At 41.7% G+C, this 20,450-nt stretch carries 17 protein-coding genes and 1 pseudogene; 5 read left to right on the forward strand and 13 right to left on the reverse strand.

Features of this window, described 5'->3' with window-relative positions:
- Positions 1–993: 993 nt before the first annotated feature.
- Together RKD52_RS17410 and RKD52_RS17415 are read right to left on the reverse strand one after the other, a co-directional pair.
- On the reverse strand, positions 994–2,256 hold the full coding sequence (locus RKD52_RS17410; RefSeq protein ID WP_454100696.1) for an ABC transporter permease: 1,263 nt from the start codon (positions 2,254–2,256) through the stop codon (positions 994–996).
- The gene (locus RKD52_RS17415; protein WP_454100697.1) at positions 2,249–3,148 is read right to left on the reverse strand and encodes an ABC transporter ATP-binding protein; all 900 of its coding nucleotides are present in this window, start codon (positions 3,146–3,148) and stop codon (positions 2,249–2,251) included. Before RKD52_RS17415 ends, RKD52_RS17410 begins: the two co-directional genes overlap by 8 nt.
- A gap of 129 nt (positions 3,149–3,277) precedes the next feature.
- On the opposite strand from RKD52_RS17415, the gene RKD52_RS17420 reads away from it, so the two are divergent.
- Positions 3,278–3,463: a YhzD family protein gene (locus RKD52_RS17420; protein ID WP_454100698.1), complete on the forward strand. Its 186-nt coding sequence runs from the start codon at positions 3,278–3,280 to the stop codon at positions 3,461–3,463.
- A 64-nt stretch (positions 3,464–3,527) separates the two neighbouring features.
- Here RKD52_RS17420 and RKD52_RS17425 read toward each other — a convergent pair whose 3' ends face one another.
- The 5 genes from RKD52_RS17425 to RKD52_RS17445 all read right to left on the reverse strand — a co-directional run bounded on the left by RKD52_RS17425 (position 3,528) and on the right by RKD52_RS17445 (position 9,141).
- Positions 3,528–4,298 carry an enoyl-CoA hydratase gene (locus RKD52_RS17425; RefSeq protein WP_454100699.1) on the reverse strand — a complete coding sequence of 257 codons (771 nt, stop codon included), beginning with the start codon at positions 4,296–4,298 and terminating at the stop codon, positions 3,528–3,530.
- Between the two features lie 83 nt (positions 4,299–4,381).
- Positions 4,382–5,533, reverse strand: a complete 1,152-nt coding sequence (locus RKD52_RS17430; protein ID WP_454100700.1) for a thiolase family protein — start codon at positions 5,531–5,533, stop codon at positions 4,382–4,384.
- Positions 5,530–6,393, reverse strand: a complete 864-nt coding sequence (locus RKD52_RS17435; RefSeq protein WP_454100701.1) for a 3-hydroxyacyl-CoA dehydrogenase family protein — start codon at positions 6,391–6,393, stop codon at positions 5,530–5,532. The genes RKD52_RS17430 and RKD52_RS17435 overlap by 4 nt, the downstream gene beginning before the upstream one ends.
- A 21-nt stretch (positions 6,394–6,414) precedes the next feature.
- A complete protein-coding gene (locus RKD52_RS17440; protein WP_454100702.1) occupies positions 6,415–7,563 on the reverse strand; it encodes an acyl-CoA dehydrogenase family protein in 1,149 nt (382 codons plus the stop codon).
- An 18-nt stretch (positions 7,564–7,581) separates the two neighbouring features.
- On the reverse strand, positions 7,582–9,141 hold the full coding sequence (locus RKD52_RS17445; RefSeq protein WP_454100703.1) for a fatty acid--CoA ligase: 1,560 nt from the start codon (positions 9,139–9,141) through the stop codon (positions 7,582–7,584).
- Positions 9,142–9,833: 692 nt separating this feature from the next.
- On the opposite strand from RKD52_RS17445, the gene RKD52_RS17450 reads away from it, so the two are divergent.
- From RKD52_RS17450 to RKD52_RS17460, 3 genes are all read left to right on the forward strand, one after another.
- Positions 9,834–10,178 (forward strand): PadR family transcriptional regulator, encoded by a 345-nt coding sequence (locus RKD52_RS17450; protein WP_454100704.1) that lies wholly within the window; start codon positions 9,834–9,836, stop codon positions 10,176–10,178.
- Positions 10,169–11,440 (forward strand): FtsW/RodA/SpoVE family cell cycle protein, encoded by a 1,272-nt coding sequence (locus RKD52_RS17455; RefSeq protein WP_454100705.1) that lies wholly within the window; start codon positions 10,169–10,171, stop codon positions 11,438–11,440. The genes RKD52_RS17450 and RKD52_RS17455 overlap by 10 nt, the downstream gene beginning before the upstream one ends.
- A gap of 516 nt (positions 11,441–11,956) precedes the next feature.
- Positions 11,957–12,799 (forward strand): hypothetical protein, encoded by an 843-nt coding sequence (locus RKD52_RS17460; RefSeq protein ID WP_454100706.1) that lies wholly within the window; start codon positions 11,957–11,959, stop codon positions 12,797–12,799.
- A gap of 585 nt (positions 12,800–13,384) precedes the next feature.
- Here the strand turns inward: RKD52_RS17460 and RKD52_RS17465 are convergent.
- The 3 genes from RKD52_RS17465 to RKD52_RS17475 all read right to left on the reverse strand — a co-directional run bounded on the left by RKD52_RS17465 (position 13,385) and on the right by RKD52_RS17475 (position 15,311).
- On the reverse strand, positions 13,385–13,582 hold the full coding sequence (locus RKD52_RS17465) for a hypothetical protein (protein WP_454100707.1): 198 nt from the start codon (positions 13,580–13,582) through the stop codon (positions 13,385–13,387).
- A 114-nt stretch (positions 13,583–13,696) separates the two neighbouring features.
- On the reverse strand, positions 13,697–14,155 hold the full coding sequence (locus RKD52_RS17470) for a hypothetical protein (protein ID WP_454100708.1): 459 nt from the start codon (positions 14,153–14,155) through the stop codon (positions 13,697–13,699).
- A gap of 493 nt (positions 14,156–14,648) precedes the next feature.
- Entirely contained in the window at positions 14,649–15,311 is a 663-nt protein-coding gene (locus RKD52_RS17475; protein WP_454100709.1) for a Type 1 glutamine amidotransferase-like domain-containing protein, read from the reverse strand.
- A 379-nt stretch (positions 15,312–15,690) separates the two neighbouring features.
- On the opposite strand from RKD52_RS17475, the gene RKD52_RS17480 reads away from it, so the two are divergent.
- On the forward strand, positions 15,691–16,887 hold the full coding sequence (locus RKD52_RS17480) for an IS110 family transposase (RefSeq protein WP_454100710.1): 1,197 nt from the start codon (positions 15,691–15,693) through the stop codon (positions 16,885–16,887).
- 299 nt (positions 16,888–17,186) lie between these two features.
- Here the strand turns inward: RKD52_RS17480 and RKD52_RS17485 are convergent, their stop codons facing one another.
- From RKD52_RS17485 to RKD52_RS17495, 3 genes and pseudogenes are all read right to left on the reverse strand, one after another.
- Positions 17,187–17,675 (reverse strand): hypothetical protein, encoded by a 489-nt coding sequence (locus RKD52_RS17485; RefSeq protein ID WP_454100711.1) that lies wholly within the window; start codon positions 17,673–17,675, stop codon positions 17,187–17,189.
- A 320-nt stretch (positions 17,676–17,995) separates the two neighbouring features.
- Entirely contained in the window at positions 17,996–19,492 is a 1,497-nt protein-coding gene (locus RKD52_RS17490; protein WP_454100712.1) for a coproporphyrinogen III oxidase, read from the reverse strand.
- A 154-nt stretch (positions 19,493–19,646) separates the two neighbouring features.
- A pseudogene (locus tag RKD52_RS17495) lies at positions 19,647–20,376 on the reverse strand (Cof-type HAD-IIB family hydrolase).
- Between the last annotated feature and the right edge of the window lie 74 nt (positions 20,377–20,450).

The following is a 20,450-nucleotide window of genomic DNA, read 5'->3' on the forward strand; positions in this document are numbered from 1 at the left end:
TTTTGGGGGACTTTGTTGTGACGGAAGGGCTGGGAGGCGCAGCTGGACACCACGAAAAGCGGAATCGACTGTTCAGGCCTGGCAGTCAGATAAGAAATCACCGGAAAAGTCCGGGTTTGACTTTTTCGGGGATTTTGTTCTGACAGAAGGACTAGGAGGCGCAGCTAGACACCACGAAAAGCGGAATCGCTCGTTTAGCTCCGGGAGTCAGTCTTGACTTGATGATTCTTACAAGCCCAATAAGTGCCACCAATCTCCAAGTTTTTTGGATTGATGATTCTTACAAGCCCAATAAGTGCCACCAATCTCCAAGTTTTTTGGATTGATGGTTCTTATAAGCCCAATAAGTGCCACCAACCTCCTAGTTTTTTGGATTGATGGTTCTTATATGTTCGATAAGTACCACCAAACCCTCAGTTTCTTGACTTGATGGTTCTTATCTCTCCAATAAGTACCACCAATCTCCAAGTTTTATGGATTGATGGTTCTTATCATCCCGATAAGTGCCACCAACCTCCTAGCTTATTGGATTGATGGTTCTTATAAGCTCGATAAGAACCACCAAACCCTGAGTTTCTTGACTTGATGGTTCTTACAAGCCCAATAAGTGCCACCAACCTCCAAGTTTTTTGAATTGATGGTTCTTATAAGCCCGATAAGTGCCACCAAACCCTGAGTTTCTTGACTTGATGGTTCTTACAAGCCCAATATGTACCACCAATCTCTAAGTTTTTTGGATTGATGGTTCTTATCATCCCGATAAGCGCCACCAACCTCTGAGTTTCTTGACTTGATGGTTCTTATCTATCCAATAAGTACCACCAACCTCTGACTTTCTTGACTTGATGGTTCTTATCAGCCCAATAAGTGCCACCAACCTCCTAGTTTTTTGCATTGATTGTTCTTATAAGCCCGATAAGCGCCACCAACCTTTAAGTTTTTGGACCTGCCCACAAAAAAAACCAGAGCCCAAACGGCTCTGATTTCTTTTGCTTACTGATCCTTCGCGATATCCATTGCTTTTTTAATATCCTTGAAGGAGGATGACTTTCCGTACATCAGCACTCCGCCTTTATACACTCTTGCACCAATGACGGCAAGAGCTGTGATTGTGGCAATCAGCAGTCCGATCGACAGCGCCACTTCCCAGACAGGGACTGAAAGCATGCCGACTCTGAGGAACATGATCATCGGTGAGAAAAGAGGGATAAAGGAAGTAACTGTAATGAATGTTGCCTCCGGATTGCCAAGTCCGAACATGGCGATGAAAAAGGCTGCCATAATGATGAACGTCAGCGGCGAAATCATTTGCTGCACATCTTCGATTCTCGTAACGAGTGATCCGAGAAACGCAGCAAGGGTGGCAAAAAGAAAATAGCCGAGCAGGAAGAAAACCACTGCGTATACAAGGGTCCCAGCCGGTATATCCGAGAAGCTTAAGAAGCCTCCCCCCGCAAGTCCGCCGCTTTCAAGACTTTCTCTCATCGAATAGTAGCCGACCAGAATGATTAATCCAAACTGAGTCAGGCTGAGCAGCCCGATTCCAAGAAGCTTTGCAAACATCTGCTTGACCGGAGAGACGCTGCTGATCAGTATTTCCATTACTCTCGACGATTTTTCAACCGCAACCTCCATGGCAATCATGCTCGCATACAGGATGACGGCGAAATAAATAATGAAGAGAAGAACATAGACAAGCCCTCTTGCCTGATTTAATTCTTCCTCTGATTTCGCGTTATCAAGAAGCGCTGTGCTTTTTACCTCCACAGGTGAAAATAACTGGTTCAGTTCCTCCTGCTCAAGGCCAAGGTTTGCCGTGCCCGCTGCAAGCTTCGTCTGCTGCAGGGCCTGTTCAAACGTGCCCGCAATACTTGAGTCCGCTATGCTTCTGGCAAAATAGGAACCTTGCGGAAAATCGTCTCCGTCAAGAGTCAGAATGAAGTAGCCTTCCATCTTTTCATCAAGTACGGCTTTTTTCAGCTCATCCTCAGGCTGATCCGTTTTTTCGAGTTCCAAATTTTTATCAAGGGCAGCCGTATTCTGTTCAAAAATGCCATATAGCTGATCGCTCTCAGTCTGATCAATCACTGCTATTCTTTCAGCTTCTTGGTCTTCTTTATTAAAAAACTCAATAACAGTTTGCACGTTTGAGAGTCCGACAATCAGCAGGAGAATAATCCCTGTTGTGATTAAAAAAGATTTTGTCTTTAACTTGCTGACATACGTATGAAAAAGAATAATCCAGAACTTATTCATAGACTGCACCCGCCTTTTCAATGAAGATATCATTCAGGGACGGTTCTGCCAGTTCAAATTTCCGCACAAAGCCTCTTCCTGATAGGGATGCAAAGATTTCCTGCGAGATTTCCTCTCCTGTAACCTGAAGCTCTGCACCTGATGATGTCTGTCTGAACTTCGTCACGCCTTTCATATGCTGCAGGTCATCCATCTCAAAATCCCCGTGAATGATGACATTCTTTTTGCCGAATGATCGTTTGATCTCCTTTAAATTGCCGTGAACAACGGGCTTTCCTCTGTGAAGAATGCACAGATGCTGACACAGTTCTTCCACATGCTCCATTCTGTGGCTTGAGAAAACGATGGAGGTACCCTGTTTTTTCAGATCAAGCACAGCTTCTTTCAGCAGCTCCACATTAACAGGGTCCAGACCGCTGAACGGTTCATCAAGGATCAATAGCTTTGGCCTGTGAAGAACAGCCGTTATAAATTGGATTTTCTGCTGGTTGCCCTTTGACAGGTCTTCAACCTTTTTGCCTGCATATTCAGGTACCCTGAATCGATCGAGCCATTTTTCCATTTCGGAAAGAGCTTCCTGTTTTTTCATCCCTTTTAGCCGTCCAAGGTAAATCAGCTGATCCCGCACTTTCACTTTTGGATAGAGTCCCCGTTCTTCAGGCAGATAGCCGATCGAATCGCTCGCATGATAGCCTATTGGTTTTCCGTCCCATGAAATCTGCCCCTCTGATGGATTTAAAAGTCCAAGTATCATCCTGAACGTCGTTGTTTTGCCTGCGCCGTTTGCTCCGAGCAGACCGAACATTTCACTTTCCGGAATGGCAAGCGACAAATCGTTTACAGCTGTATGAGTCCCGAACCTTTTAGTAATGCCTTCTAGTTTTAACGTCATCCTGATTCCTCCTGTCCGTTTATGTACGTATCGCGTCATACAAATGTTTCATCTATTGCAGGAAAAAAAGAAAAAAGTGAGAATATCTTAAGAGAAGCCTGATCAATCACAAGCAAAGGGGGCCATCATATGGGCTTGTATTACTTAACGGCATTTGGCAAAGACGGGGAAAAATTATTGGATGAAAGCTTTGAAGCAGCCACTGATCATGAAGCAAAGCAAATTGGCACACAAAAGCTTGAAGAAAAGGATGCACTGAAAAAAACGCACCGCTGCACGACGGCAGGCGGACAATTAATCCTTTTTGAAAGATAATATAAAAAATCGCTCAAATTGTGAGCGATTTTTTATTTGTGTCCGAAAATCAAGCTGAGGCCTTTTACTTCCCTGTAAACTGTGGTTTTCTTTTTTCCAGGAAGGCTTTGATGCCTTCTTTGTGATCTTCAGACTGGCGCATGTTGTACTGCGTTTCTTTTTCAAGTGTAAGAATTTGCTGAAGCTCCTCTTTGCCTGCGGCTGAATAGATGTTTTTAGAAGCGATCATTGCTTTGACCGGTCTTTGGAGCATGCCGCCGACAAGCGTCTTTACTGTATCAAGCAGATCTGCATCTGTGACCTGGTCAACAAGGCCAAGATTGAGGGCAGCGTCTGCCGTCAGCTTTTCGCCGCTCCAGATTAAGTGTTTGGCTTTTGTTTCTCCAAGACGTTTCTTCATAAAATAATGGCCGCCGCCGTCAGGAACAAGGCCGATGCCGATGAAATTCATGGCAAGGACCGCGCTTGAATGTGCAACGACGTAATCTGCTGCAAGGGCAAGGCTGAAGCCGAGTCCTGCTGCCGGCCCGTGAATGGCGCTTATAGTCACTTTAGGCATCGTATGAAAAGTGGTGACTACCTCTGAAATCAGATCCATGACCTGTGAAAATCCTTCGTTATCCATTGAATTCAGCATCGTTTTAATGTCTCCGCCGGCAGAAAAGCCTCTTCCGCTTCCGGAGAGAATGACGACATCCGCTTCACTTTCTGCCGCCTGTTTAAAGGCCTGCAGCAATCCTTCAAGCATTTGCCCGTTCATCGCGTTTAGGACTTCCGGTCTGTTCATTTCGATTGTTGCATATCTTCCGTGCACCCCGTATGTAACTGTTTCCATGTTCATCCCCCTTGCTGATATTTAAACCCACCTAGTTTATTATAGCTCGTTTCAAACTGAATTGATATTATTTTCAGATAACTTTACATTCGCTCGATAATCGTTGCGGTTGCCATTCCGTGACCGATGCAGATCGTCAGCAGACCGTACCTTGCTTCTCTTCTGTCAAGCTCCTGAATCAGAGACGTCATCAGCTTGGCGCCCGTTGCGCCAAGAGGGTGTCCGAGTGCGATGGCACCGCCGTTTACGTTCACTTTATCAAGATCCGCTCCAATTTCCTTTTGCCATGCAAGTACAACAGGTGCGAACGCTTCATTGATTTCAAAAAGGTCGATATCGTTCACAGTTAATCCGCTTTTTTGCAGCACTTTTTGCGTAGCCGGGATCACTCCTTCAAGCATGTAGGTCGGATCAGATCCGACAACTGCCTGAGCGACAATCCTTGCTTTTGCTTTGAGGCCAAGCTCTTTCGCTTTTTCAGCCTCCATAAGCAAAACAGCCGCTGCCCCGTCACTCATCTGGCTTGCGTTTCCGGCCGTCACCGCACCATCCTCTTTAAACACCGTTTTCAAGCCTGCAAGTGCTTCAAGTGATGTATCCGCCCGCGGTCCTTCATCCTGAACGAAGTCTATCTCTTCCCCGTCTTTATTCAGGCCCTTTAAAGGAACGATTTCAGATTGAAAGAGTCCTTTTTCTATCGCGGCGAGCGCCCGCTGATGGCTTCTTAATGCGTATTCATCAAGTTCTCTCCGGGAAATCCCATGTTTCTCTGCGATCATTTCGGCGGAGATTCCCTGATGGACAAAATGATATTTTTGATGGAGGCTCTCAGGAATGGTCTGGTCATTTCCGTCGCTTAGGATCGGCACCTTTGTCATGCTTTCCACACCTCCTGCAATGACGATGTCCATATCGCCAGAACGGATTTCCTGGCATGCAAAGTGGATGGCCTGCTGGCCGGATCCGCACATCCGGTTAATTTGAACGGCCGGCACACTGACAGGGAATCCCGCATCAAGGAGAGCGAGCCTGCCAATGTTGAATCCCTGTTCAGCAATTGGGGAGACACAGCCCATTACGATATCCTCAATCAGATCTTTTGAAACGCCGGCTCTTTTCACCACTTCATCAAGCACGGCTGCGGCAAGATGAACAGGGTGAGTCTCGCGCAGAGCCCCTTTTCTTTTTCCCACTGCGGTTCTTACGGCTTCAACGATGACTACGTCCCTGGTCATTTTTTCTCCCCTCCGTATGTGTAGAATCCTTTTCCGGTTTTGCGCCCGTAATGCCCCGCCTCAACAAGTTTTCTGAGCAGCTGCGGCGGAAGAAACCTGTCGCCGTAAGCATCTGCCATGCCGTTGCTTACAAACAGCATCGTATCAAGGCCGACCAGATCGGCAAGCTCAAGGGGTCCCATCGGATAATTCAGCCCGAGTCTGACTGCTTTATCAATGTCCTCAGCACTTGCAATTCCTTCCTCATAAATGCGGATGCACTCGAGCATATGGGCAGAGAGAGCCCTTGTCGTGACAAACCCCTGAGCGTCCTTAACAAGCACCGTTTCTTTCCCCGTTTCTTCAGAAAGCTCTCTGATGATTTCAATTGTTTCATCTGACGTATCCACGCCTCTTACAATTTCAATCAGTTTCATGACAGGAGCCGGATTGAACCAGTGCATGCCAATGACTTTGTCCGGCCTCTTCGTTGCGGCAGCGATTGCTGTGACGCTGAGCTCAGACGTATTTGTTGCCAGAATGACATTTGGGGCGGTACATCCATCAAGCTCGGCAAAAACGTTCTTTTTCAGCTCGAGATTTTCAGGAACAGCTTCTACAACAAGCTCTGCCTGTTTTATGGCATCTGCAAGCACCGTATACGTTTCAATGTTTGCCAGAGCCTGTGATTTCCCTTCATCCGTCAGATGTCCTGCTTTCACAAAACGGGAGAGACTCTTTTCAATGCCGGCAAGTGCTTTTCCCAGCACTTGCTCTGAAAGATCGTACAAATAAACGGTTTTCCCGGCTGCTGCAAATGCCTGGGCAATCCCGCTTCCCATCAGCCCCGAGCCGATGACGGCAATTTTTTGTATGCTCATGGAAGCTTCCTCCTCTGCCTTTTAAGCAAGATCCATATTTTTAACGATAATGGTTTTCATGATTTCATTTGTTCCTGCATAGATGGCGGAAACAGGTATGTCCCTGTACCTTCTTGCAATCTCGTACTCTTCCATGTAGCCGTAGCCCCCGTGAAGCTGCATCACTTCAGCGGCTGTCTTTTTAGCCATGTCGGTAATCCAGTACTTGGCCATGGAAACGCGCGTGACTGCATTCTTGCCTGCAAGATGATCTTCAATCACCGAATCAAGAAATGTCCGGCCGATTTCAATTTCAGTTGCCATTTCAGCGAGCCTGAACTGAACGGTCTGAAAATCGCTGATTGATTTGCCGAACGCTTTTCTTTGCTTTGTATAGTCTTTTGCGATGCTGAGCATTCTTTCTGCAGAAGTCTGCGCACCGATCGCCACAAGCAGCCGTTCCTGCTGCAGCTTTTCCATTAAGTAGTAAAAGCCCATTCCTTCCTCACCCAATAGATTCGCAGCAGGCACTTTGCAGTCTTCAAAAATAAGTTCAGCTGTGTCCTGGGCATGAAGCCCGACTTTTTCAAGCTTTCTCCCTCTTTTAAAGCCAGGAGTGTCCCTCTCCACTACAATCAGGCTGATGCCTTTATGCGCGGGCACTGCCTTTGGATCTGTCTTGCAGACCACAATCACCAGGTCAGATGAAATCCCGTTAGTAATAAAGGTCTTTTCTCCGTTTAAAAGATAATAGTCTCCGTGTTTTATAGCGGTTGTTTTTACCGCAGACAGATCAGATCCCGCTCCCGGCTCTGTCATGGCGATGGCTGTGATCGTCTCTCCAGTCACGCACGTTGGCATGAACCTGTCTTTAAGCTCTTCTGAGCCGTAAGACTCGAAATACGGCACGGTAATGTCATTGTGAAGGCTGATTCCGATGAAACTTGACCCCACTTTTTCAAGCTCTTCGTTAATAATGACGGAATAGGAAAAATCAACGCCTGACCCGCCGTATTTTTCATCTGCCCATGGACACAGGAACCCCTGCTCACCCATTTTGATCCATAGTTCTCTCGGGATCATCCCGGCTTTTTCCCACTCATCATAGTACGGGACTGCTTCTTTCTGTAAAAACTTTCTCAGCGATTCCCTGAAAATATGGTGTTCTTTCTGCAAATACGAAGCTGCCATTTCTTCCATCCCCCTGTTTTATGCGCTTGGCTGTTCAGCAAGTTTTTCCCTCAATAAAAATTTCTGGATTTTTCCGCTTGCGTTTCTCGGCAATGCATCAACAAAATGATACTTCCGCGGCCTTTTATATGGCGCGAGCTTATCGCTTGTTCTGCAGAACTCATCAAGGTCCTCTTCTGTTAATCCTGCTTCTTTTCTGACAATGAAGGCCGTCACGCACTCGCCCCATTTTTCGTGCGGTTCACCGAGAACGGCTGCATCGAGCACTCCTTTATGTTCGAACAGAACATCCTCCACTTCCCGCGGATACACATTTTCTCCGCCGCTGATGATCATGTCATCCACCCTGTCGGCTACAAAAAGAAAACCGTCCCCATCAAGGAATCCAAGGTCCCCCGAATGATACCAGCCTTTGTAAAGTGCTTTTTCGGTCGCCTCAGGCATATTAAAATACCCCGCCATCACACACGGTCCTTTGACGATAATTTCACCGACCTCGCCTGGAGGCAGAACATCATCAGGTTCTGACGGGCCGGATTCATTTGGTTTTACAATCCTGAGCTCGTGGCCAAAGCACACTTTGCCGGCAGATCCGACCTTTGTCAGCTGCTCATCCTCTGAAAGGAATGTGACAGCAGGTCCCATTTCCGTCATGCCGTAAGCCTGAATGAGATCTGTTCCAAGCTTCTCCTTGCAGAGTTTAACAAGAGCGGGAGCCATCGGGGCTGCACCGTAAAGCCCAAGTCTCAGTGAAGACAAGTCATAGTTTTCAATTTTCTCCTGCAGCATCATATTCCACATTGTCGGCGCACCGAAGAAAACAGTGATTTTCTCCTCTTCCATCAGCTGCAGCACAAGCTCCGGTTCAAAATGGTGCAGAATCACGTTGCTTCCGCCAACCTGGACCCTCGGAAGAAAACAGCAATGCAGCTCAGCACAGTGAAACATCGGGGCTGCAACAAGACCTCTGTCATCCTTTGTCAGTCTTTTGGCGGCAATGCACACATGGTTCTGCTCAATCATGTCCCGGTGTCTGTGAAGTACTCCTTTTGGACGGCCGGTCGTCCCGCTTGTGTACATGATCGCATACAGATCATTTTCAGTAATTTGCATGTCTTCAAGCCGGCTGTCTCCGTGTTTCACCTGTTCGTGATAACTTACCGCGTAGGTTGGTGCTTCATTGTCGATAAACCAGAAGGAGATTTCGCTGAACTGCGAATGAATCTCGTCAATCTGCGGCTGAAGCGCACGCTCAAACAGGACAATGGCAGGCTTGGCATCATTCAGGATATAGGCGACTTCCTGTGACTTCAGCCTGAAGTTGATCGGATTGATAACAGCTCCAATTTTTGCGCTGGCAAAATAAGCCGTGGCAAGCTCGATTGTATTGAATAAATAGGTTGAAATTCTGTCCCCTTTTTTCACGCCAGCATCAAGGAATGCATTGGCAAGCTTGTTTACTTCCTTCTGCCATTCTGAATAGCTCCATCTGATGCCTCTGCGGACATCGTAAATGGCTTCCTTTGCAGGGTATTTTTCAGCAGTTAAATCAAACACTCGGCCAATTGTTGAATACATGGAAACTCCTCCTTATAATAGAAAGCGTTTTCAAAATAAGTGTGACTTCTATGTATGCCCTTTAATAACATTCCTCTCTTTTCTGAAAATTCCTTCAATGTAATCATAAGTTTTGAGAAACTCATCTTCTGAAGCTTCTGTTTTTCCTTACTATTTGAAAAAGCACCTCGTACCCGTTCCCTTTCGCTCCAGGAACTTGCTTTCCGCGGGGAGGGCGGGGAGCCTCCTCGTCCAGCCTGCGGGGTCTCCCCTTTCCTCTAAATCCCGCAGGAGTCAAGTTCCTTCCACTGCAGTCCACTGGTGATTTATGCGTTTCTATTAAATCAGCGGAAAAACAATTATATTCGCATTAAAAATGGTCAGTGGCTGATGTGCCTCTGACCATTTTTTAATGACAATTCTTCAATTAAAGCAACCGTTTGTTGAATAATCAATGTTTGCTTCATAAACATGAAAATCATATTTGATAGGAAATCTTATTGTCTGCTATCCCTTTTTTTACTTAGATCATATTCAACTTTTAAAAGCAGCTTATGAGAAGAATGTGCTCTACCAATTAATTAAGGAATTTTTGTTATATAAAACATGACGTTTTTCTTTAAAGATATATTGACAGGAATTCATTTATATCATAAATTATACATACAATAACTATGCATAGATTTACTATGCATTAGGGAGGATGATTCTTTATGAAGATAAGCAAAGAATTGTTAAAGGGTAGTACCACTACTCTTATTTTGAGTTTGCTTAATTCTAAACCAATGTACGGCTATGAAATCATTAAAGAACTGGAATTGAAGTCTAATGGAATTTTTAATTTAAAGGAAGGCACAATCTATCCCATCCTTCACAGCCTTGAGGAAAAAGAATTAATTGTATCTTACTGGGGCGAAGGGACTGGAAAAAGAAAGAGAAAATATTACAAGATTAATAACCAGGGCAAAGAATTGATTCAAGAAAAAAAAGAAGAGTGGTCCGTTTTCAAGAATGCTGTGGACGAAGTTTTAAGCGGGGAGAAAATCGTATGGGACTAGATACTAAGTTTGAAATCTATATTAGAGAGCTGTGTAAACGGATAAAAAATAAGGATGTACATGCCCATATAAAACTGGAAATTAACGATCACCTTCATACACTCAAAGAGGAGGCCATAAGTACAGGACTTTCAGAAGAAGAAGCTATAGATCAAGCATTGGCACGTATGGGAGATGCAGAAGTTTTGGGAAAGCAGCTTAACAAAACACACAAAGCCCCAATGGATGTGAAAACCTTGCTGCCAGTGCTGACAGCTTCTCTATTTGGACTGCTGGTTATGTATTATTTGCAATTCCATTCGGCTTTTACAGATCTTCAAGAACTGAAAGTTTTCAATAAAAGTCTTGGCTTCTACTTGTTGGGTGTCGTGCTCATGCTAAGCATCTTTATGTTTGACTACAGAAGATTGATGAAATACTCCAAGCACTTCTATGCGGCAACAATCGTCATACTTTTATTGACCGTTCTTATTGGTGTTAGAGTTGATAATGTACCATTTTTAAATGTAGGCTTTGCCACTATTAATTTCACCGAAATTACTCCATTCCTTCTAGTCATTGCCTTTGCTGGAATCTTTCATTCCTGGGATTGGAATGATAACCGAAAGTCTTGGCTTGGAATAGGTATGATGTCAATACCAATCTCATTAATGGCGACTACAGGAGCCTTCGCAGCTACTATTATAAGCATCATTGTATGCGCTGCAATCATGCGTACGTCAAGGTCCAGCCTTAAGCAAACGATAACATTCACAGTTGTTGCTTCTATTTGGCCCATCTGGAATCTGCTGTCTCTTTCTCAGATAAACCCCATGGTAAGCTCCTATTCAGATTTTAAAGTAGGTGAGGCTTATTTTATAGGACGTGCCCTTCAGGTGACCCCAAGTTTCATTTCTGAGGTCCATACAGATTTTATCTTGGCGTACATCATCTATTCGTTTGGGTGGCTAGCCGCAATCACGGCTATAACCCTGGTTATATTTTTTATTTATAGAATATCGATTACCGCCAAAAGTGTGAATTCACCTTATGGAAAATTGCTTATTACAGGATTGGCAGCAGTCTTTTCAGCTCAGTTTATACTAAGCCTACTGACGAATCTCGGTTTATCTCCACTCACTGGTGTTTCGGTGCCATTCATGAGTTATGGAGGTTCACATTTATTGCTGGAGATGATATCCGCAGGACTAATTCTAAGCATATATAGAAGGCGAAAAGCCAAAGAGACAGTTTCCTTGATTCATGATCCGCAAAGTAATTAGAAACAAACCATAATGGATTCAATGCTGCAAAAGGCCATTATTAAAAATCTCAGGCTTTTGCCAGTCTGAGATTTTTTAATGGACTACTTTATATATAATAAAAATAGTGTCAAATTCTTTATAATCAAACCGTCTTTCTTCCACGAACCTGCTCCATTTTTTAATAAATTCATTGAAAAATGAGTTTATTCTTTTTGAATTAACGCCCCCGTTAGTGTAAGTGAACCAATTCACAATTCGCTACAACCCTCGATGCTTTCTTTACCGAAACTTGTTACGAAAAAACCCTTGATATCAAGGGTTTCACTTATCTAAAGAGACATCACCATAAATAAACTCTTTAATCCTTCGGTAAAGTAAGTAGTTTTTTTGAATTTATTCTGCAAAGTAATCAATAAGATAGAGAAGTAAATTCAAATATATATAAACTTGCCTTTGTGTTATAATAATTTGGAAAAATGATCCTATTATTGTAGGGATTACATATGCATAAAAGAGTTAATAAGGAGGATATGTATGGCACAAGGATTATTTGGTGGAATGAGTAACTATGAGGATCAATCTATCGGTGACATAATAGATGATATAAATAAATGGATTCTTTATACTGAACAAACCAAAAATTATATTGAAGAGGGAATTACTACCTTAAAAAGAAAAGAATATTGGATCAAAGTTCCATTTAATTTTCAGATGACTTTGATTTCAAGTGTTAGATGTCAAAAAACTTTTATTGAAGACTTATCTATAATATTAAAAGCTATAAAGAGGGACCAATTAACTCAAAGAGAAGTTAATTTAATGAAGAAGATAGGACATAATGCAATTGAGTATAACACTGAGTATGGTAAGACTTATAAGGAAGAATATGAATGGAAAGATTATGGTAATGAAAATTTTAAAATTGCTGAAAATATGTACGCCAAAGGTAGAGACTTTTTTGTTACTTTGCAAGATGCCTCCAATGTCTCTGTCAGATTAAATGATTATATAAATACACTTCCCTCCGTAGTAAATAACAATATTACACAATCAGTAACGGGAAGCGGTAATGTAGTAGCTGGTATTAATAGTGGACAAATTAATAATACGCATATTATCATTACTGATTTTATTAATGATCTTGACTCTGCCATACAGAAGCTGAAAGACAGTAATGATTTAGATAAACCTCAAAAAGATTTTCTAGAAGAAATTTTAGAGGAATCAAGAGACGCTGTAACTAATGGAGACTTAAGTGCTCAGGCAACAACTAAATCCAAAATGAAGAGTTTTTTAATCGGTGCTGGTTCCAAAGCTCTTCCCATAATAAATCTCTTGGGGACGTATTCAAGTATCGCTTCTTATTATGGCTTCTAAATTACATCAAACAAAAAACGACTCGCTAATAGTAAGAAGTTCCGATACTGTGGAGAAAATCTAAAATTAACAGATGAAATAACATACGAAAACACATTATATTTAGCACATAACACTATAAACAACATACAAAAACGCTTGGATTTTATTATCCAAGCGATTTGTTTGTAAAATTGTCTTGTTCAACTAAAGCCCCCGATTGCTTAATAAATCGCCTAACAGAAATTTAAATGGAGCCAGCATAAAAGAATAGTATGACTATTGGAAATAGAGAAATGACAATTAAGGATAATATCGCTATTTTAATTACCTTTTTCGCTGATATGGTCCAAATAAGGTTAAGAGACCAGCAAATTAAAACTGATCCAATAAATAATCCTAACAGAGTGGGAACTGGTTCAGAAATACCTAGATATGTATGACCAATTGACATTCCCCTATCACCAATAGGTGTGGTGAAGTTTATTACTGACACGCCCATAAGCACTAAGCCTGCTAATATACTTGCATACCCTAGCTTCCTATTCATTTTTAGATAACCGCCCCACTTTGTTCAGCATTCAAAATAGCAAATAGAACCTTTAACTAGTCACTTATTACAATACTGTATGAAATATTAATCTTATCCCAAACCCAAGCCTGGAATAATTTATCAATTTCTATTTTCAAATTTTCATCTTTTAATTCTTCGTCAATTCCTAATTCTTTAAGATTAAATGTTTCTGTCGCTTCTATACCTACATAATTTGAACTAGCGAAAGAAAAGGTAACTGTTCTATCCAACGGTCATCCTCCTACCTTTTAAATCTTTGCTTACTTCTTAAAGAGTTCAATAAAAGAAGCGATTATTCCTTCTTGGATAATCGCCCCCGATTGTTGAATAATAAGAAATCAAATCTAAGCTGCATTTCTGTAATCTGAATAGTAAATTGTACCCCAAAATAGAATGAAAACACTTACTAGAATAACAAGGCTTATAATTGCCTCTTTAACGGTATAATATGGTTTTTTCTTTAATAAAAGCTGATCAGTGATTAAAAAGATTCCTGCTGCTAATAAACTAATCCAGCCTAAGATTAACCCAAACAGAAAATGAAAGATACTTGAAATAAGTAAACTTATATATTTTAAATTAGAATATCTTTTTGATAGTTCACCAATTTTATCACTGAGAATCGATGTAATTATTCCATAAAAAAATATAGCTGGCACTACATAAATCATATAAATTGAAAGGGAAGAAATGACAGAATAAAAAATAGAGCCATTAGAACCAAATCGATAAAAGAATATACTTAATAAAATTGCGTATAGAGTACTTGAAATAGAAGCAGATATTATTTTACGTGAAATCATATTTGTCAGTTAACTCCTTAACTTATTTAAACGGTTTTTTTGTAAAAGTTTTATAAAAATTTACTCTTAAACAATTTTAATAAACCAAAGAGAATGACATATATAATTAGTACATTCAACAGAAGTCCCCATATTTCTAGACTAAATTGACCATCCCCATAGTAACCTAGCCATTGAGCAGGTATCCCATAGAACGTATAAGAACCTTCACTCCAGTATCCTATGTTAGGAATAAAAGCTATTAAAACCGTAAGAATTAGTGCAATGAGCAAAAGAAGTTTTTTATTAATTGACCTCAAAACAGAATCACCTCTATATATTTAAAGTGTCAATTTCTTTTGAACTAAGCCCAGCATTTTAATAAGGGTACTGCCCAATATCTTTATACCAATTATTTCAAATAGAAGTCGTATTAACAACAAAAAAATGCATATTAAAAGGACTTATCTTATTCCGGATAAGCCCCCTATTGTTGAAGAAGAAATATGTGACACTATAAGCAGAGCGTCTCATCCAATTTCTGAATCTCGGAATGGGAAATTAAAAAAACATTACCTAAAATGTCGATTTTGTCTCCCTTTACACGTACAGCACAATCTTTGTTAGAAGCATAAATGTTTATTTCCTCCGATAGGAGAGATAGTTCGCTTTGGACCAACGTAATGTTATTTTCGAGATCAAAATGAGAAAGGACAGAAAATTTGTCAAGACCAATTCCTTCGTAAACAGAGTTCATTTCAACTTTATATCCAAAGTTTTTCGAGCATAACCACTTTGCGGACATATTGATTGCACCAGCACTTGCTCCAATCACAACGCCGCTGCTTTTTTTAATCGAATCCGATAACTCATATTCCATCAAAAAACTATTTTGTTTAAGAGTGTTCCCCCCCAATAAGAAAATGACTGAAGCATTTTGAATTATCGTTTGGGCATCTTCCTTCTGTACGTGATAATTAATTAGATGATATTCATCAAATATAATGCCAGCCTGGTCAAGCCACGATCGTTCAGTAGCACCATTATCTTCATAAATAGATGGATTTGAGCTAATCATAGCAAGCGAGTTTCTATCAGTTATATCTGCCTGTAACACACTGCCCAGATTCTCTGGAAAAGAATCGTTAAACCAACCTAAATAATAATGAGTTTTCATAAATACCCCCATAGCAAAGTGTAAATCCACCATTTATTCCTTGCGTCATCATTCCATTTTCTTGTCACAAAAAAAGCTCTCAATATGACTCCATTATTGAATACAAGTTAAACAACCTCTTCAGCTAACCTGCCCTTCGTATTATAAGGTCAATCAGTTAATTCTGGTTGGCCTATTTCTTTTAGGTTATGTTTAAGTAGCCGGGGGAGGACGTTCCTGCCCTTGGGACTAGATCCCGTCCGTTATACTGTCCACCCCCTACTTACAGAAACATGTTTGAGGCTGGTTGGGACCAAGATCCCGTATAACAAGCGAAGCTATGAAACTGTAAGATAGACAGGGGCTACCGGTAAATTTATACAGAGGAGATGTGATAAAAATGAATCCAGTCATTGGCCTGGATGTCGCTAAAGGAGAAAGCCAAGTACAAGCATTCCTAGAAAAGAAAATGCCTTTCAGAAAATCATTTAAGTTTAAGCATAATAATGAAGGCTTAGGTATGTTTAATGCTTTTTATGAGGATGTTAAGCATACAGCAGAAGCAGATCCTGTTGTAATCTTTGAGTCTACTGGACATTATCATGAGCCTATCCTTCAATTCCTAGAGGAAAGAAGGATAACATACTATCTTATTAATCCAGTAGTTTCTTACGAAACAAAAAAGACAGGGCTTCGAAAAGTAAAGACAGATCCACATGATGCTAAACATTTATGTGAGATTTATTATAAAGAGGATCTAGAGAGCTTTCAAAGGAAGAGCGTTAGAACAATGAATTTAAGAAACTTATCACGGCAACATGAGTCTTTAACAAAAAATCATGTTCAATTAAAACTACAGTTCCAAACCATTCTTGACCAAGTGTTCCCTGAATATAAGAGTGTTTTTGGAAATGTATATTCACCCGTGTCACTAAAAACATTACTTCTATATCCGACTTCCAAGGATGTATTACAAGTGAAAACAGAAGAGTTGGCTAGTGATATATATAATCTAGGAGCGAAAAGATCGTACTCTTGGTGTATGGGTAAGGCAGAAAAACTAAAAGAAGCAGCAATTAACAATCCATTCAAAGAAACCTTGTATAAAAGCCATTTAGTCAGTATGAATATGTATATGAATTTACTTCTTCAGCAAAAAAAGTATCTGCTAATCCTAGAGGAAGAAATTGATCAGCTTGCACAGGAGTTTGAAGAGTATACAATCATTCGTTCCATTCCCGGTATCGGAATGAAAATCACAGCTACTCTGATTTCAGAAATTGGAGAAATAGATCAATTCAGCAATCCTAAAAAACTAGTTGCCTATGCAGGCATAGACCCGAGGATATTCCAATCTGGGAAGTTTAAAGCGTCTATTAACCGAATTACGAAAAGAGGATCTACGCGGCTTAGACAAGCCTTATATACAGCCGTCCAATGCGGAATAACGAGAAATCGAAACGCAAAATTAAAAGAGTTTTATGATAAAAAAAGAAGTGAGGGCAAGCCTCACAAAGTAGCAATAATAGCCTGTGCCAACAAGCTCTTACACTGGATTTATGCAATCCTCACACACAAAGAGACATTTAAAGCATAAACAAATTAAAATTACATTTTTTACCATAACTTCAAACTGATATTTGAAGTTTCTTTGTCATGCCTAAAATTATTATAACACGGTGAATAAAACTAATTTAGTCAAAATGTATTGACTTATATTAGCTGGTATAACGGAATAACTGATATTTCCATTTTATCACAATTGTCCAATATCCTGTTTTAATTATATAAGTGAAAAAGCACACCATTTGAACTGTTAAATGGTGTGCGGATTACATGGCGATTTTCTGTTTAGCATCTCTGGACCGAACCCGTTAAAAACACACGGGGCTTTCTTTAATACTCTTCCTCAAGCGTAACATCATGTTTTTCAGCAAGTGCCTCGAGGTCTGCGGTGTATTCTCTGAGCATTTTCCGTGCAGCTGCAAGTTTTTCGTTTGCTTCAATGATTTTGCCGCGATCCTGCTGTTCAAGGCCCGCGATGATCAGGATAAATCCTGCATGCTGAATGTTGGCTGCTTCAATATAGTGCTCATGAAGCTCTTTCAGCTCTTTTGATTCAATTTCTACTTCTTCAAGGTCGGCAATGAAGGAATTGTAAACAGGTGATACTTCATCCACCATCACGGAATACATGACATCATCACTTGTGTAATTGTCTCCTGACACACTGTCATAGGCTGTAATGGCAGCCACTTCTTTTTCGGTGACCTCAGGAAGCACATCATTTACATACGCCAGCAATTCTTCCTGAACAGGATCAGCTGAACAGCCGGCAAGCAGAAACGCAAAAAACAGCAGACATCCGCCCAATCGTTTAATCATCTCCTGCCTCCTCTCACTCCTTAAAGCTATTCAGGCAGGAGATGTCTGATGTTAGGAGGATGAGCAGAAAATTTTTGGGATACTGTACCTTTTTTAGTCGGAGAAGCTAATAACCGTTCCCTTTCGCTCCGAAAACTTGCTTTCCGCGGGGAGTGCCTGAAGCTTCCTCGCTGCGCTTGCGGGATCTTCAGTGCCCTCTTCATCCCGCAGGAGTCAAGTTTTCTCCGCTTCAGTCCACTTTTGTTATACCTTCTTGAAGCATCATAAAACAGCTATCCTATCATCAAAATGAAAAAAGCTCCCCCTAAAAAGGGAAAGCTTTACGCCTGAAACATTTCTTCAAGAAGCCTGATTTTTTCTTCTGTATAATGCTTGAAGCTGTCATTGTATGACTTCGGGTCTTTCGGATTTGCAAATTGCGTGATTTTTCCTGTTTCAGGGTGGATGAATTTGCTCGCAGCACCGCAGCCGATTCCGATAATGGTCTGCTGTTCTTCCATGATCATGATGTTGTAGATGCTGTCCTGGCCTTCGAGCGCATATCCGACGTTTTCGAGGTTGCCCAGGATATTTTTCTGGCGGTACAAGTAATATGGCGTATAGCCGTGAGCATCTGTCCACTGCACAGCGCGGTTCATCATTTCTTCGATTTCTCCGCGGTCTGCCACTTTATACCTTTGTTTGTTGCGCGTCATTTCTGATGCCCGTTTAAACGAAAGCGTGTGAACCGTCAGTGATTCGGGCATCAGCTTTTCTGTTTCTGAAAGAGTATAATCAAATTCCTCCACTCCTTCACCCGGAAGTCCGATAATCAGATCCATGTTGATATTGTCCATGCCCATTTTTCTTGCTAAATGGAACTTATCGATGGTTTCCTGAACTGTATGATGGCGGCCGATCGCTTTCAGCGTTTCATCAATGTAGGACTGGGGATTGATGCTGATGCGGCTGATCTTCCATTTGTTCAGCACATCCAGCTTTTGTTCTGTAATCGTATCCGGACGGCCTGCTTCAACGGTCAATTCCCGTATGTTTTCGACACCGGGGAATGCCGCGTACATTTCTTCATAGAGCATGTCCATTTCTTCTGCGGTAATACTTGTCGGAGTGCCGCCTCCGTAATAAACCGTCGTTATTTTAATGCCTTTTTCTTTCAGCCATCTGCCCATTTCGCGGATCTCGTAGTGCAGTCCGCCAAGGAAGGAATCAACAGAACCCTGTCTGCCGTTGATGGCGTAGGCAGGAAACGTACAGTAGGCACATTTCGTCGGGCAGAACGGAATGCCGATGTAGATGCTGACTTCCCTGGATAAGTCGTAGAGATCGGGAACAACACTCAGCTGTCTGTCGACAATCCTCTGCATGAGCGCGATCTTTTCATCCGATATTAAATACTCTTCTTTCAGCATACGGTGTGCTTCTTCTTTGGACATGCCTTCGCGCAGCTTTTTGTGAAGCAGCTTCGTCGGCCTGATCCCAGTCAGAATTCCCCATTGCTGAATGATTCCTGTGTAATCCTGAAGAAGATTCAGATGCACAAAAACGAGGGTATGCTTGATTTGTTTAAAAATTTCTTTTTCCGTAAGCTGTCCGGATAATTCTTTTTCATGCCGGGCTTCCCCGTTGTATCCGTTTTGGCCGGAAAGCACGCCTTTTACAGAAACGCTTCCGTCTTTCTGTTCCACTTCGTAGGCAATCCGGATATCGGCTTCTTCTTTTTTAAAGAACAGCTCGGTTTCTTCATAAAACAAGTTAGATATTAACTGCAGCGGCCGGTGAAGACGTTCATCTTCTATGCCATTTATATAAAAACGCAAGACTCTCACCTTATCTTTAATGGATTCAAAACTTCTTTTAGTGTACAAAACATGGAGCGTGCGGTCAATTTTATTAACAAAAGCGCAAGCGCCTTGAGCAGATCCGATCCTTAATAAAGAAAAAACAGACGGCCGCTAAACCGTCTGTTCATTTTTAAAGCACATATTTTTTAATCGCTTCAGCGACTCCGTCTTCATCATTCGACAGTGTTACCCAGTCGGCAGCCTCTTTGACAGTATCCTGTGCATTGCCCATGGCGATAACCGAGTCCTGCTTCTTTAATCATGGCCATGTCATTCATGCTGTCTCCGCACGCCATGACATTTTTCATTGTGATGCCGAGAAGGCCGCACACTTTTTCAATGCCGCGCGCTTTGTTGACGCCCATCGTGTTGACCTCGAGATTTGTCAGGCTTGAATTGGTGATCTCAAACTCTCCTCTGTCCTGAAGCTCTTTCAGGATGGTCTCGCGGGCTTTGTCGTCTTCAATCTCAAAGCCGAACTTCAGCCATTGATAGGCAGTCAGATCTTCCGGCATCTCATTAAAGAAAACCCGCTCTGTGCTTGTTGCCCAGTATCCGGTTTTGTGTGTTTTGGAAAGATCATACATCCAAGTGATTGCGTCGTTTTCCACAATGCTTCTGTGAACAAGTTCACCGTGCTCATCCCAGATTTCGCTTCCGTTTACAGTAACAAGGTATGATTTCAGACTCAGAGATTTAGCAAGGTCTCTTAGTGTCGCCATGCTTCTTCCTGTGCTGATCACGACGTGCAGCCCTTTTTCTTCTGCCGCTTTTATAGCGCTGCGGTTCGCTTCTGAAATTTCTTTTTTCTCATTCAGAAGGGTGCCGTCCATGTCCAGTGCAATTAATTTTATATCCATTTTGTGAATCCTCCTATACCTTTTCAGCTCACTACATAATATCATGTCCATGAGGATTCACCAAAAGAATGGTC

It is taken from the genome of Metabacillus sp. SLBN-84 (assembly GCF_053629595.1).